This is a genomic window from Microbulbifer pacificus, assembly GCF_033723955.1.
Classification (GTDB): Bacteria; Pseudomonadota; Gammaproteobacteria; order Pseudomonadales; family Cellvibrionaceae; genus Microbulbifer; species Microbulbifer pacificus.
Genome location: NZ_CP137555.1, coordinates 2,296,852 through 2,310,578, shown reverse-complemented (window position 1 = coordinate 2,310,578; position 13,727 = coordinate 2,296,852). Strand labels below are relative to the sequence as shown.

11 protein-coding genes are annotated in these 13,727 nt (G+C 61.4%); 8 read left to right on the top strand and 3 right to left on the bottom strand.

The features are described 5' to 3' along the window. Positions 1-345: 345 nt before the first annotated feature. On the top strand, positions 346-2,136 hold the full coding sequence (locus R5R33_RS09955; RefSeq protein ID WP_318952547.1) for a S8 family peptidase: 1,791 nt from the start codon (positions 346-348) through the stop codon (positions 2,134-2,136). 92 nt (positions 2,137-2,228) lie between these two features. Here R5R33_RS09955 and ahr read toward each other — a convergent pair whose 3' ends face one another. Then, positions 2,229-3,236, bottom strand: coding sequence for an NADPH-dependent aldehyde reductase Ahr (gene ahr / locus R5R33_RS09950; RefSeq protein WP_318952546.1), 1,008 nt, complete (start codon positions 3,234-3,236; stop codon positions 2,229-2,231). A gap of 167 nt (positions 3,237-3,403) precedes the next feature. On the opposite strand from ahr, the gene R5R33_RS09945 reads away from it, so the two are divergent. From R5R33_RS09945 to R5R33_RS09925, 5 genes are all read left to right on the top strand, one after another. Further along, on the top strand, positions 3,404-4,648 hold the full coding sequence (locus R5R33_RS09945; RefSeq protein ID WP_318952545.1) for a sterol desaturase family protein: 1,245 nt from the start codon (positions 3,404-3,406) through the stop codon (positions 4,646-4,648). Between the two features lie 235 nt (positions 4,649-4,883). Beyond that, positions 4,884-5,504 carry a guanylate kinase gene (gmk, locus tag R5R33_RS09940; RefSeq protein ID WP_318952544.1) on the top strand — a complete coding sequence of 207 codons (621 nt, stop codon included), beginning with the start codon at positions 4,884-4,886 and terminating at the stop codon, positions 5,502-5,504. A gap of 310 nt (positions 5,505-5,814) precedes the next feature. Then, the gene (rpoZ, locus tag R5R33_RS09935; RefSeq protein ID WP_318952543.1) at positions 5,815-6,078 is read left to right on the top strand and encodes a DNA-directed RNA polymerase subunit omega; all 264 of its coding nucleotides are present in this window, start codon (positions 5,815-5,817) and stop codon (positions 6,076-6,078) included. A gap of 58 nt (positions 6,079-6,136) precedes the next feature. Next, the gene (gene spoT, locus R5R33_RS09930; protein ID WP_318952542.1) at positions 6,137-8,254 is read left to right on the top strand and encodes a bifunctional GTP diphosphokinase/guanosine-3',5'-bis pyrophosphate 3'-pyrophosphohydrolase; all 2,118 of its coding nucleotides are present in this window, start codon (positions 6,137-6,139) and stop codon (positions 8,252-8,254) included. 241 nt (positions 8,255-8,495) lie between these two features. Beyond that, positions 8,496-8,879, top strand: a complete 384-nt coding sequence (locus R5R33_RS09925; RefSeq protein WP_318952541.1) for a RidA family protein — start codon at positions 8,496-8,498, stop codon at positions 8,877-8,879. Positions 8,880-8,955: 76 nt separating this feature from the next. On the opposite strand, the gene R5R33_RS09920 is transcribed toward R5R33_RS09925, so the two are convergent. Together R5R33_RS09920 and R5R33_RS09915 are read right to left on the bottom strand one after the other, a co-directional pair. Then, positions 8,956-9,834 (bottom strand): NAD-dependent epimerase/dehydratase family protein, encoded by an 879-nt coding sequence (locus R5R33_RS09920; RefSeq protein WP_318952540.1) that lies wholly within the window; start codon positions 9,832-9,834, stop codon positions 8,956-8,958. A 216-nt stretch (positions 9,835-10,050) separates the two neighbouring features. Continuing rightward, on the bottom strand, positions 10,051-10,305 hold the full coding sequence (locus R5R33_RS09915; RefSeq protein ID WP_318952539.1) for a GlsB/YeaQ/YmgE family stress response membrane protein: 255 nt from the start codon (positions 10,303-10,305) through the stop codon (positions 10,051-10,053). A 233-nt stretch (positions 10,306-10,538) separates the two neighbouring features. Between R5R33_RS09915 and R5R33_RS09910 the strand changes: the two genes are divergently transcribed. Together R5R33_RS09910 and recG are read left to right on the top strand one after the other, a co-directional pair. Continuing rightward, positions 10,539-11,462 (top strand): hydrogen peroxide-inducible genes activator, encoded by a 924-nt coding sequence (locus tag R5R33_RS09910; RefSeq protein ID WP_318952538.1) that lies wholly within the window; start codon positions 10,539-10,541, stop codon positions 11,460-11,462. Next, positions 11,459-13,576, top strand: coding sequence for an ATP-dependent DNA helicase RecG (gene recG / locus R5R33_RS09905; RefSeq protein WP_318952537.1), 2,118 nt, complete (start codon positions 11,459-11,461; stop codon positions 13,574-13,576). The genes R5R33_RS09910 and recG overlap by 4 nt, the downstream gene beginning before the upstream one ends. Positions 13,577-13,727: the final 151 nt, after the last annotated feature.

Sequence of the window (13,727 nt, the reverse complement as noted above, 5' to 3'; positions counted from 1 at the left end):
CTCCAATCATTTCAAAAAAAAAGCCGCAATAGTTGCGGCCTTTTTTATTGTCAGGAACCAGACTCCTGCGCGCCATCGAAAAACGAGAACCCTTTAGCAAAATTTTCCATAAAGAGAACGTCAGCACCAATTAATTTCTAAATTTGGCGCAAATTACAAAACATTACCTTCCCTTTTTACTGTGGGCGCGGCCTTTCCCATCGTCAAACCAGTACCCCGAAAAGAAGACCACAACAAAATTGCCAGGCAGATTTCCGGGGTCACCGCTCAGGAGTTCCGTGGTGTGATTACCGGCGGTCCTATCCAGCTCCGCCGATAAAAATAATCAAGGAGAAATTCTCAACCATGAAATTTTCAGCATTTGTGAAAAAACGCCCCGGCGCCGTGCTCGGCGCGGCGACTCTGCTTTTCAGTGCCACATTTGGCGCGAGTTTTACCGCGTATGCGGTGGAACCCGAGTTGTCCGCCATGGCGGTTGCGCCGGCGGAAGTGGTGACGGATCGCATTATCGTCAAATACAAAAATTCCATGGCGGGCGCCAATGCCGCCGCCATGTCACAGACCGCTCTCGATCGCACGGCCCAGACAGCCGGCCACCGCTTCCAGCAAATGCGCCGTCTTGCTACCGGCGCGCAGTTGCTGAAACTGGAAAAACGCACCAGCAAATCGGAACTCGATGCCATCATCAGCCGCCTGCAGCAGGACACCGAAGTGGAGTACGCAGAACCGGATCTGATGATGCATGCACTGGCCACCCCCAACGATACCTACTACAGCAATCAGTGGCATTACTATGAATCTGCGGGCGGCCTGAACCTGCCGGCAGCCTGGGATACCACACAGGGGGAGGGTGTGGTAGTGGCAGTGATTGATACCGGCTACCGCCCCCATGCGGACCTGGCGGCGAATATCCTGCCCGGATACGACATGATCTCCGACACCTTCGTGTCCCGTGACGGCGATGGCCGCGACTCGGATGCCTCGGACCCCGGTGATTGGACTTCCACCAACGACTGCGCCACCGGCTGGCAGGCCACCAACTCCAGCTGGCACGGCACTCATGTCGCCGGCACCATTGCCGCGGTTTCCAACAACGGTACCGGTGTTGCAGGTGTGGCCTACAAGGCCAAAGTGGTGCCGGTGCGCGTGCTCGGCCGTTGCGGCGGCTACACCTCGGATATCGCCGACGCGATTATCTGGGGTGCAGGCGGTTCGGTTTCCGGTGTGCCCAGCAACCCCTATCCGGCCAAAGTGCTGAGCCTGTCCCTGGGTGGCAGCGGCAGCTGTGGTAGTACGACCCAAAACGCCATCAACACCGCACGCAGCTTGGGTGCTACCGTGGTGGTGGCCGCGGGCAACTCCAATACCAACGCATCCAGCGCCACCCCCGCCAACTGCTCCGGCGTGGTCACCGTGGCTTCCGTGGATCGCAGTGGCGGCCGCGCCTGGTATTCCAACTACGGCAGCGTGGTGGATGTGGCGGCTCCCGGCGGTGATACCTCAGTTAGTGCAAATGGTGTGCTGTCCACCCTGAACAACGGCACCACCACGCCGGGTAGCGACGTCTACGCCTACTACCAGGGCACCAGTATGGCGACGCCCCACGTATCCGGTGCCGCAGCGCTGCTCTATTCGGTGGACGGAAGCCTGACCCCGGACAGTGTGGAAAGCATTCTCAAAAGTACAGCCCGCAGCTTCCCCGCCACCTGCAGCCAATGCGGTAGCGGTATTGTCGACGCCGCCGCGGCCGTGGCCTATGCATCCGGCGGAGGAAGTAGCAGCAGTAGTAGCGGCGGAAGTAGCAGCGGCGGAAGCAGTGGTGGCAGCGGTGAGGCGAGCGGCTGGACGGAGACCGGATTGTCGGGCAGTCGCCGCAGCTGGAAGCACTTCACCCTGGACGTAGATGCGGGGATTTCCACCCTGGATGTCAGCATGTACGGTGGCAGTGGTGACGCCGACCTTTACGTGCGTTACGGCGCCCAGCCCACCACCGGCAACTACGACTGCCGCCCCTATCTCACCGGCAACACCGAGAGCTGCAATTTCAGTAGCCCGGCGGCGGGCACCTGGTACATCAGTATCCGCGGTTACACCGCCTATTCCGGGGTTACCCTGCAGGCAGAGGCGACACCCTGACCGGGCTGGGATTTACCCGTTTCTGATCGACTAATACTCCGCCCTTAGCTTGGCCGGCATTCGCCGGCCTTTTTTGCGGCTTTTCCCGCGGTTTATTTTCCCGCCTCCAGCACGATCCGATAGCGCGCTTCACCGCTATGCAGGCGCGCAAATGCCTCATTCACCTTACTCATCGGGAAGTGCTCCACTTTCGGCGCAATGTTGTGGCGCACGGCAAATTCGAGCATGTCGGCGATGGTGGCGGGGCTGCCCACGGGGGATCCCGAGACCTGGCGCTGGGCCATCAGCAGGTTGAACACATTCAGATCCAGCGGTGCCGTGGTGGCGCCCACAAAATGCAGGCGGCCGCGGGGTTTCAGTGTCGCGAGATAGGTATTCCAGTCCAGCTTTACGTTGACCGTGGAGATGATCAGGTCGAACTGGCCGGCGGCGGCTTTCAGCGCCTCCGGGTCGCGACTGTTCAGGGTGTGTTGCGCCCCCAGCTCCAGGGCCTCGTCGCGCTTGCTGTCGCTCGAGGTAAATGCGGTGACATCGCAACCCCACGCATTCAGGAACTGCAACGCCAGATGGCCGAGACCACCAATGCCGATCACCGCGGCGCGGCTGTTGGGTTTGATATTGAACTGCACCAGCGGGTTGTACACGGTGATACCGGCACAGAACAGAGGGCCGGCGACTTTCGGATCGAGCCCGTCGGGTATCGGTACCACGCTGTCGGCGCTGGCCCGCACCTTGTCGGCAAAGCCGCCGTGGTGGCCGATGATGGTGGGCTGGGCCTGGGCACAGAGATTCTGGTTGCCGGTGTCGCACTCGCCGCAGTGGCCACAGAAGCCCGAGTGCCAACCGAGACCCACACGCTGGTCTTTTTTCAGGTGGGTCACGCCCTCGCCCAGGGCGGTGATGCGACCGACCACTTCGTGCCCGGGCACCACCGGGTAGGCGGTCATGCCCCACTCGTCATTCACCACACTCACGTCGCTGTGGCAGAGGCCGCAGTATTCCACCGCGATTTCCACCTGGTCCGGGTTCAGCTGGCCGGGGTCGTAACGGAAGGGTTTGAGTTCGGCACCGGCGCTGTCGGCGGCATAAGCGTTGATCATGGTGGCTCCCGATGGTCTGTGGGTCTTTGAAATCGGTAAGTGGTGGAAAATAGCGTACGGATTTCGGAATCCGGTCTCTCGTGGACATTGTTCATGTTGCGGCCTGTGGCAACATTACCCGCGAGGTCAGAACAACGATAACGATATAGTCAAATTCCGAGGTACCCGTGGGACTCGTCACTGCCGCCATTCCGTTTTTCCTGCTCGCCGTACTGATCGAACTCGCGCTGGACCGCTGGCGCGGCTGGGGGCTTTACCGCCTCAACGATGCCATCGGCAGCCTCGGCGCCGGAATCCTGAGCCGCATTCTCGGCCTGGTGCGGGTGGGCATCCTGGTGCTTATCTACATCCCGCTGTACCAGTGGCTGCAGCCGGTTTACCAGAGCCTCGGCATCAGCTGGTCGCTGGAGAATCCCTGGCACCTGGTGCTGGCGGTCATTGCCTACGACTTCTGCTACTACTGGAAGCACCGCATCAGCCACGAGATCAACATCTTCTGGGCCGAGCACCTGGTGCACCACCAGAGTGAGGACTACAACCTCACCACCGCACTGCGCCAGTCCAGTGACCTGGTACCACTAGGCTGGATCTTCTATCTGCCGCTGCTGCTGATCGGCATGCCGTGGGAACTGCTGGTCACCGCCGGTGCCATCGACCTGATCTACCAGTTCTGGGTGCACACCCAGAAATTCCCCAAGGTGCGTTGGATGGAGTGGATTCTCGTTACCCCCTCCAACCACCGGGTGCACCACGCCCAGAACAAGGTGTATGTGGACCGCAATTACGGTGGCGTGCTGATTATCTGGGATCGTTTATTTGGTACTTATCAGGAGGAGCTGACTGAAGAGCCCTGTATCTACGGGGTGCGCAAGCCGCTCAATACCTTCGATCCACTGGCCGCCAACCTGCAACACTTCCGGCGCATGTGGCTGGACGCGGTGTACACCAAGAACTGGAAGGAAAAACTCACCCTGTGGTTCCGCGCCACCGGCTATCGGCCGGCGGATGCAGAGGCGGCGATGCCGGTGCCGAGCGGAGACCTCGACAACTTCCACCGTTTCGACCCGACCATTGCGCGCGGCCTGCGCTGGTACGCACTGGCACAACACCTGATTTACTCCGCGGCCACGCTCGCGCTGCTGCAGTACAGCAAAACACTGGGCTACGGCACCACCGCGCTGCTGGTGCTGATGCTTGTTGTGGGGTTGGTGGTGAACGGGCGCATCCTGGATGGTGAGGGGCGCACCCGACTGTGGGAGCTGGGCCGTTTGATCGCACTGTTCGCAGCCTTGCCGCTGTTGCCCCAGGCAATTTGGGCGGCGGTAGCCGGCTACAGCCTGGTCAGCGCTGCGCTGTGGTGGCGGTTGGTTTTTGCGCGCAAAGACGATACAGTCACCTCCGTTAGTCATTAACGCTAGGAATCCGCAGTAGCCCGGGCTTCCCCAAAGTTCGGGTTGAGATTTCGCAGGCACCCCCGACCGGTTTCGGCCCGCCTGTCTCCCCGTGACAGACGGTCCGGAAAAACCCAACACTTTTGCCCCCAAGCACCGGTCGGGGGGCTGCCTGTTTACCGTTCACACGCCGCCCCCGGCATTCGTTATAATCCCCGCCCATCAATTACCACTCACCACAGCAGCAAGGTTCGCCGTGTCCACAGGTACTCTCTATACGGTCTCTGCGCCCTCCGGCGCTGGCAAAACCAGTCTCGTGAAGGCGTTGATCGAGGCCGACACCCAGGTCACCGTATCCGTTTCCCACACCACACGGTCCATGCGCCCGGGTGAAATCGACGGCATCAACTATCATTTCGTGGACCGCGATGGCTTTTTGGCCATGCTGGAGGAGGACGCTTTCCTCGAGCACGCGCAGGTGTTCGAAAATTATTACGGCACCTCCAAGGCGTGGGTTGAGGAAACCCTCGCCAGCGGCCGCGATGTGATCCTGGAAATTGACTGGCAGGGCGCCGAGCAGGTACGTCGGCTGATGCCGGAGACCTTGGGGGTTTTCATCCTGCCGCCGTCGCAGCAGGCACTGCTGGAGCGTCTCACCGGGCGCGGCCAGGACGATCAGGCGGTGATCGACAAGCGCATGGCGCAGGCGATCAACGAGATGTCTCACTATGTGGAAACCGATTACCTGATCATCAACGACGATTTCACCACCGCGCTCGGTGAACTGCGCGCCATCATGGTCGCAGAGCGCCAGCGGCTGGTACGACAGCAGGAGCGCCACACCGCGCTGTTGCAGTCGCTGTTGCGGACGCAGTAACACACACCAAGCAGGCTGAACTCTCTGCGAAGGCGTCGATGCCGGGAACAGTCTTGTGAGACCTTCACCGCCATGGATGGCGGTGCAGAGCCCCCAGGGATGGATTCACGGCGTGTCTCACGAGGCTGTTCCCGGTAGCGACGCCGCCACTAAACCGCCAGAAAGCACCAGTCTTGTCGACTGTTCGATTTGCGTACACCGCGCGGTCCGGTAGAATAGCTACCCCCAATCCGTCCGGGCTACTCCCTGCGGACAACAGAATTCGCCAATTTTGCCCAACCGGGCGAACCCACACTGGAACAGAAGATATATGGCACGTATTACCGTTGAAGATTGCCTCGACCACGTAGACAACCGCTTTGAGCTGGTGATTGTGGGCAGCAAGCGCGCCCGTCAGATCGCCACCGGTGGCCGCGACCCCTTTGTGCCGGAAGAAAATGACAAGCCCACCGTGATCGCCCTGCGCGAAATCGAAGAGGGCTTCGTGGACGCCAGCATCCTCGACGAGCCGGAAGACGAGCCTGTGCGCCGCGCTGCGCCGGCGCCGGTATTCCTGTCCGAGCAGGACCTGTAATTCCGACACCGACGTTTTGATGCAGGATTTGCAGGAAATCTAAGAGGCGAGCGCGGCTTTGCACACTATCGACAGTCTGGCCCATCGCCTCTCGTCCTACCTTCCCCCCGACCAGATCCAGTTCGTCCGCCGCGCCTATTTCTATGCGGAGCAGGCCCACGAGGGCCAGACCCGGCGCTCTGGCGAACCCTACATTACCCATCCCCTCGCCGTCGCCACCATCCTGGCGGGCATGCATATGGACGCCCAGAGCCTGGCCGCGGCCATGCTGCACGATGTCATCGAGGACACCGGCATCCCCAAAGCGGCGCTGGCGGAGCAGTTCGGGGATGAGGTGGCGGACCTGGTGGACGGGGTCTCCAAGCTGACCCAGTTCGAGACCGACAGCCCGGCGGAAAAACAGGCGGAAAACTTCCAGAAGATGGCACTGGCCATGGCGCGGGATATCCGCGTGATTCTGGTGAAGCTCGCCGACCGCCTGCACAACATGCGCACCCTCGGCTCGCTGAAGCCGGAAAAGCGCGCGCGTATCGCCCGCGAAACCCTGGAAATCTACGCCCCCATCGCCAACCGCCTGGGTATGAACGATGTGCGGATCGAGTTCGAGGACCGCGCCTTCTTCGCCACCTATCCACTGCGCGCCAGCCGGCTGCGCGCGGCGCTGGTCGCCGCCCGCGGCAACCGCAAGGAGCTGCTCGAAAAGATCCAGAACGCGATCGAACTGCGCCTGGAGCGGGAAAAAATCGACGCGCTGGTGATCGGCCGCGAGAAGCACCTGTTCAGCATCTACCAGAAGATGCGTTCGAAGAAGAAGTCGTTCAAGGAAATCATGGACGTCTACGCCTTCCGCATCATCGTCGACAGTGTGGATACCTGCTACCGCACCTTCGGGGTTATCCACAACCTGTACAAGCCAGTGATCAGCGAGTTCAAGGACTATATCGCGATCCCCAAGTCCAACGGCTACCAGTCCCTGCACACGGTGCTGCTGGGTATGCACGGTGTGCCCATCGAGGTGCAGATCCGCACCAAGGAAATGGACGAGATGGCCAACAGCGGCATCGCCGCCCACTGGCTGTACAAGTCCTCCGGCGATGAGGTACTGAACACCGGCGGCACCAGCCAGGTGCGCGCGCGCCGGTGGGTGCAGGGCCTGCTGGAAATGCAGCAGCGCGCCGGCGACTCGCTGGAATTTATCGAAAACGTAAAGATTGACCTGTTCCCGGACGAAGTTTACGTGTTCACGCCCAAGGGCAAGATCATCGATCTGCCCGCCGGTGCCACCGCGGTCGATTTCGCCTATTCGGTGCACACCGACATCGGCAACTCCTGTGTGGCGGTGCGCATCAACCAGCGCCTGGCGCCACTGTCACAGCCGCTGGAGAGCGGCCAGAAGGTGGAAATCCTCACCAGCAAGAATGTGCAGCCAAACCCCAACTGGCTCAATTTCGTGGTGACCGCCAAGGCCCGCAGTGCCATCCGTCATTTCCTCAAGCACCAGCGCCACCACGACTCCATCGCCCTGGGGCAGCGACTGCTGGAAAAGGCGCTGGTGAAGTTCCACCTCAAGATCACCGACCTGACGGAAGAACAGGTCCAGCGCGGGGTGAAGGAAGCCCGCTGCGAGAGCTTCGACAACCTGCTGGAGGAAATCGGCCTCGGCAACCGCGCCGCTTTTTCAGCCGCCAAACTGCTGGTACCGCCGGGCACCACCGAAACCGAAGCCAGCCACATTTCCTCTCCGCTGACCATCGACGCCCAGGAGGGCATGATGATCAGCTTTGCCCGCTGCTGCCGCCCGATCCCCGGCGACACCATCATGGGCCATATCAGCTCCGGCAAGGGCGTGGTGGTACACAGGGACAGCTGCCGCAATGCGGCGGAATTGCGCGAGCACCCGGAAAACATCATGGCGGTGAACTGGTCACCGGATGTTAAGGGGGAATTCCTCGGCGACGTGCGGGTTGAAGTCGAATCCGAGCGCGGCATCATCGCCCGTCTGGCGACGCGCATCACGGAGGAGGGCGCCAGCATCGAGCAGATCCACGTGGACGAGAAGGATGCCCAGCACAGTGTCATCGCCCTGACCCTGGAAGTCGCCAACCGGGTACACCTGGCACGGGTGATGAAACGCCTGCGCAACCTGCCCGCCGTGCTCAAGATCGCGCGCCCGTAATCCCGCCCTTAAAAGCAACGCAACGAATTAGTTCCGGGAGAGTCCGCCGCTACTGGCGGATGCTTGTTGCGGCTGATTTGTTAAATTCGGTAGGGATTTGCGCGAATTTTTCCGGATTGTGGATGGGTTCGCATATCGTTATCGACAGCCCTACTTTGCTCCCCAAACCCCATAAACCGCGCTATATTCTCCGGCTTTCTTTTTCAGCAAGCAGGCCCCTATGGGCCCGGAGAAGTAACCCATGCCCAACCGCGCCGTGATAAAAACCGATAAGGCACCGGCCGCCATCGGCAGCTACTCGCAAGCAGTCAAAGTCGACAACACCATCTACCTGTCCGGCCAGATTCCGCTGGTACCGGAAACCATGGAACTCATCTCCGATGACTTCCGCGAGCAGGCGGTGCAGGTTTTTAAAAACCTGCGCGCGGTGTGTGAGGCCGCAAACGGCTCGCTGGACCACATCGTAAAACTGAACCTGTACCTCACCGACCTCAGCAACTTCGCCACCGTTAACGAAGTGATGGCTGAGCTGTTCACCAAGCCGTTCCCGGCGCGCGCTGCGGTAGGTGTTAGCCAGCTGCCGCGCGGTGCGCAGTTCGAAGCCGAAGCGGTGATGGTGATTTAAGCGGAAAGTGCAGCGCCGCTCGGGGCGGGCGGCGCGCAGACGAAAATTCAGTGAAGGGAATTTTCGGAAACGGAAATCAGTCGTTTTCCAGCAGGGTGCTGTAGCCCGCGCGGTAATCCGGATACAGCATTTCATAGCCGCTTTCCAGCATGCGCTTGTTGCTCAATTTCTTGGAGCGGCGCTCGCTGGTGGGCACCTCCTCGCGCAGGTGCGCACTGGTGTATCCCATGGACTTGGCCAGCCAGCTCTGCAGCTCATACATGGGCACTGGCGTGCAGTCCGCACCGATATACAGTTTCTCGATCGCCATGCCTTTTTTCTGGCCTTCAATCAAGTGCGCCAGGAAACCCACCGCATCGTCCACGTGAATCCGGTTACTGAACTGCGGCGGTGAGGGCGGTGCACAGCGTCCGGCGCGCACCTGTGATAGCAGGCGGTCGCGTCCGGGGCCATAGATACCGGCAAAGCGCACCACGCAGGAATCCACCACACTCTGCTGTACGATTTTTTCTGCCGCCAGTAATGCCTCGCCCTGAAAGCTGCTGGGCAGTGGCTGCGAGCGCTCGTCCAGCCACTGGTCACCGCTCTGGCCGTAGACGCGGGAAGAGGAAATCCACAGGAACAGGCGCGGTGGTTTTTCCATGTCCGCGAGGGCCTGGCGCATGGCGCTGGCGGTTTCCACATAGGCGCGTTGGTAGGCCTGCGGGGTACTGGCTCCGGGAGTGAAGGTGGCGATAACGATATCCGCACCTTTGCCGAGATGTTCGTGAATATCTTCGACCCGGGTAGCGTCACCGCGGCGCCAGTTGACGACATCGGCCCGGCGCTTGCGTGCCAGCGCCTGCAGCGGATTGCGCCGCACGCCGAATACGTCGTACTCCTTGCGATCCAGCTTCAGTGCCAGACGGGTTCCCAGATCACCGCAGCCGAAGATCCAGACTTTTTCCTTTGCCATAACCGCTTGAATCAACCCCCAGGTCCGAACGCCGGCCCCGAATACGCAGTGCCGCAATCGCGCCGGCACTCATTTTTAAGAAGAATGTGAGAATAATTGTGAATTACAGCGGATTCTCAGTCAGCAGACCTATTTATAACCTGTTTGCCCATCGCAATCTGTGAACGGGGCCTACAGCGTGCTGTGGGCCCCTGCACTCAAAATTCCACGTCTGCGTCAGCGCGATTTCACCAACCGGTAGACAAACAGCAGGACAATGGCGCCGATCACGGCGGTGATGATATCACCTACCGAGAAACCGGTGACCGGACCGCCGATACCCACCATATTGCCGAGCCAGCCGCCGATTACCGCACCGACGATACCGATGATGATGGTGACAATCCAGCCGCCGGGGTCAGGGCCCGGCATGATCCACTTGGCCAGCGCTCCCGCGATCAGGCCGAGAATAATCCAAGACAAGATTCCCATAGCGATTCTCCGCTTTGTGTGTATTGAACACTTGCCCTTACACGTATAGCAAAAAAAGCGTCACGCCACCGCGAAGGGCGCAAGTTAATAGCAAAAATTACTATCCATAAACCCGGCTAATAGCATTTTTTTCTGGTTTGTGACTTTTACACACCCGCCCAGCGGTTTTACTGGCCGCTCGGGGGGGTTTATGAATAAACTCTATCGCCAAGTTTTCCTTGATTGCGTTTGCCATGACACTGAACGAGTTGCGCTACATCGTCACCCTGGCCCAGGAGCAGCATTTCGGCCGCGCCGCCGAGCGCTGTTTTGTTAGCCAGCCGACCCTGTCCATCGCCGTCAAAAAGCTGGAAAAAGAACTGGGCGTGGCCCTGTTCGAGCGCTCCAAGACCCGGGTACAGGCCACCCCACTAGGGGAGCGTATCGTCGCCCAGGCACAGCTGGTACTGGAGCAGTCGGCGGCGATCAAAGATATCGCCAGCGCCGGCAAGGATCAGCTGAGCAGCCCGCTGTCGGTGGGTGCCATCTTCACCATCGGGCCCTACCTGTTCCCGCATTTCATTCCGCAACTGCAACACCTGGCACCGCAGATGCCGCTGTATGTGGAGGAGGGCTATACGTCCACGCTGCGCGCGCGTCTGCGCAAGGGCGAGCTGGATGCGGTGATCATCGCGCTGCCGTTTACCGAGCCCGACGTGGTCACCCAACCGCTGTACGACGAACCCTTTGTGGTGCTGATGCCCTCGGACCACCCACTGGCCAAGTACGATGCCCTGAGCCCCGAGCAACTGTGTGAAGACAATGTACTGCTGCTGGGCGAGGGCCACTGCTTCCGCGACCAGGTGCTGGAGGCCTGCCCGCAACTGCAGCAGTCCATCGAGAGGGAGGCCGGCAGCGGCCACATCCGCACCGCCGCCGACGGCAGTTCGCTGGAGACCCTGCGCCACATGGTGGCCTCGCGCCTGGGCATCACCGTGCTGCCGCTGTCCGCCGCCGCCGCTTCCCAGTACGCCACCGGGGTGCTGGTGACCCGTCCTTTTGTGGCGCCGGCGCCCCAGCGCACTGTGGCACTGGCATGGCGGGCGAGCTTCCCGCGCCACCGCGCCATCGACATGCTGCGCGACGCCATCAATCAGTGTCAGCTGAAGAGTCCGTGAGCCCCAGTTCCGACCACAGTCAAAAACCGCTGGCAGAGATCCCCGTCACCGCGCTTAAAGGTGTCGGCGCCAAACTGGCGGAAACCCTCGCCAAGCTGCATATCAGCTCGCTGCAGGACCTTCTGTTCCACCTGCCTGCCCGCTACCAGGACCGCACTCGTGTGGTCCCGCTGGCGGGCCTGCGCCCAGGTATGGATGCGGTTATCGAGGGTGAGGTGCGCGCCGCTAACGTTATGCTCGGCCGCCGCCGCAGCCTGGCCGTGCGCCTGCAGGACAGCACCGGCAGTGTCACCCTGCGCTTTTTCCACTTCACCGCCGCACAGAAAAACCGCCTGGCCCCCGGCACCCGGGTGCGCTGCTACGGCGAGGCCCGCCGCGGCAGCGCCGGCGTCGAGCTGTATCATCCAGAGACCGAAATTCTGGGAGAGGATATTTCTCCCACCGCCGACACGCTCACCCCGATTTACCCGCTGACCGAAGGCCTGGGGCAGGGGCGACTGCGCGCGCTGATCGGCCAGGGACTGGATTGGCTCGCCGAGGGCAACGTTACCGAGCTGCTGCCGGCGGAACTGCTGCCGAGGGCCCTGCAAATGCCGCTCGCGGGCGCCCTGATGTATCTGCACCAACCGCCGGCGGACGCGGACCTGGAACAGCTGGCGGAAGGCCAGCACCCGGCGCAACAGCGACTGGCACTGGAAGAGCTGCTGGCCCACCACCTGAGCCTGCTGGAATTGCGCCGCAGCGCATCCAGGGTGGAGGCACCCGCGCTCCCGCCCAATGCCGCACTGGAGCGGGATTTTCTCGCGCGCCTGCCGTTTGCCCCCACCAATGCGCAGAAGCGTGTTGGCAAAGAGATTGCCGACGACCTCGCCCGCTCGGTGCCCATGATGCGTCTGCTGCAGGGAGACGTCGGCGCCGGCAAGACCCTGGTGGCCGCACGCGCCGCGCTGCAGGCCATTGGCGCCGGCTTTCAATGTGCGGTGATGGCACCCACGGAAATTCTCGCCGAGCAGCACCGGATCAATTTCTGCGGCTGGCTGGAGCCCCTGGGTATTAGCGTGGCCTGGCTCACCGGCAGCATGAAAGCGTCCGAGCGCCGCGCGCAGCTGGCGACCATCGCCAATGGCGATGCGCAGCTGGTGGTGGGCACTCACGCCCTGTTTCAGGAGGGGGTGGAATTCCACCGTCTGGCGCTGGTGATCATCGACGAACAGCACCGCTTCGGTGTGCGCCAGCGGCTGCAGTTGCGGGAGAAGGGCTCGGTCGAAGGCACTCATCAGGGCCAACAGCGCACCCAGCCGCACCAGCTGATCATGACCGCCACCCCGATTCCCCGCACCCTGGCCATGTCGGCATTCGCGGATCTCGATTGCTCGGTAATCGATGAATTGCCCCCGGGGCGCCAGCCCATCAACACCGTGGCCATCTCCAGTGAGCGCCGCTACGACGTGATGGAACGGGTACAGAGCGCGGTGCGCGAGGGTCGCCAGGCCTACTGGGTCTGCACCCTGATCGAAGAGTCGGAAACCCTGCAGGCGCAGGCCGCGGAATCCACCGCCGAAGAACTGGCGGACACCCTCGACGGCGTGCGTGTGGCACTGGTACACGGGCGCATGAAACCGGATGCCAAAGATCTGGTGATGAAAGCCTTCAAGGCCGGTGAAGTGGACCTGCTGGTAGCCACCACCGTGATCGAGGTGGGCGTGGACGTGCCCAATGCCAGCCTGATGATCATCGAAAATCCCGAGCGCCTGGGTCTCGCACAGCTGCACCAGTTGAGAGGGCGCGTCGGCAGGGGCAGTATCGCCAGTCACTGCGTGCTGATGTACTCCACCCCGCTGTCCGCCAACGGTCGCGCCCGCCTGCAGGCCCTGCGCAGCCATGCCGATGGCTTCGCCATTGCTGAAGAGGACCTGCGCCTGCGCGGGCCCGGAGAAATCCTCGGTACCCGCCAGACCGGTGAGATCCAGCACCGCATCGCCGACCTGCAACGGGACGCCCACCTGCTGCCTCTGGTGCAGAAAATCGCCGCCGCACCTCGCCTGGACGACACTGCGCGCACGGCGCTGGTACGGCGCTGGCTGCACAACAAGCCGCGTTTTGCGGAAGCTTAGTACATTCGTACCAACAAAGATTATTCCGCCAAATCACCTGTTTGTTTTTTCCATGTTTTGGGAACTGTTCCTCCTTTTCTCACAGCACCGCGCATTGCATAGACCAATTGGTCAGGTTTGGTCACCAATTTTTTTGCACTCACGCCACAGC

Excerpts from the sequence above, each read along its gene's own strand:
- R5R33_RS09955 (WP_318952547.1), top strand. The coding sequence starts at position 346 with ATGAAATTTTCAGCATTTGTGAAAAAACGCCCCGGCGCCGTGCTCGGC.
- ahr (WP_318952546.1), bottom strand. The coding sequence starts at position 3,236 with ATGATCAACGCTTATGCCGCCGACAGCGCCGGTGCCGAACTCAAACCC.
- rpoZ (WP_318952543.1), top strand. The coding sequence starts at position 5,815 with ATGGCACGTATTACCGTTGAAGATTGCCTCGACCACGTAGACAACCGC.
- R5R33_RS09925 (WP_318952541.1), top strand. The coding sequence starts at position 8,496 with ATGCCCAACCGCGCCGTGATAAAAACCGATAAGGCACCGGCCGCCATC.
- R5R33_RS09920 (WP_318952540.1), bottom strand. The coding sequence starts at position 9,834 with ATGGCAAAGGAAAAAGTCTGGATCTTCGGCTGCGGTGATCTGGGAACC.
- R5R33_RS09915 (WP_318952539.1), bottom strand. The coding sequence starts at position 10,305 with ATGGGAATCTTGTCTTGGATTATTCTCGGCCTGATCGCGGGAGCGCTG.
- R5R33_RS09910 (WP_318952538.1), top strand. The coding sequence starts at position 10,539 with ATGACACTGAACGAGTTGCGCTACATCGTCACCCTGGCCCAGGAGCAG.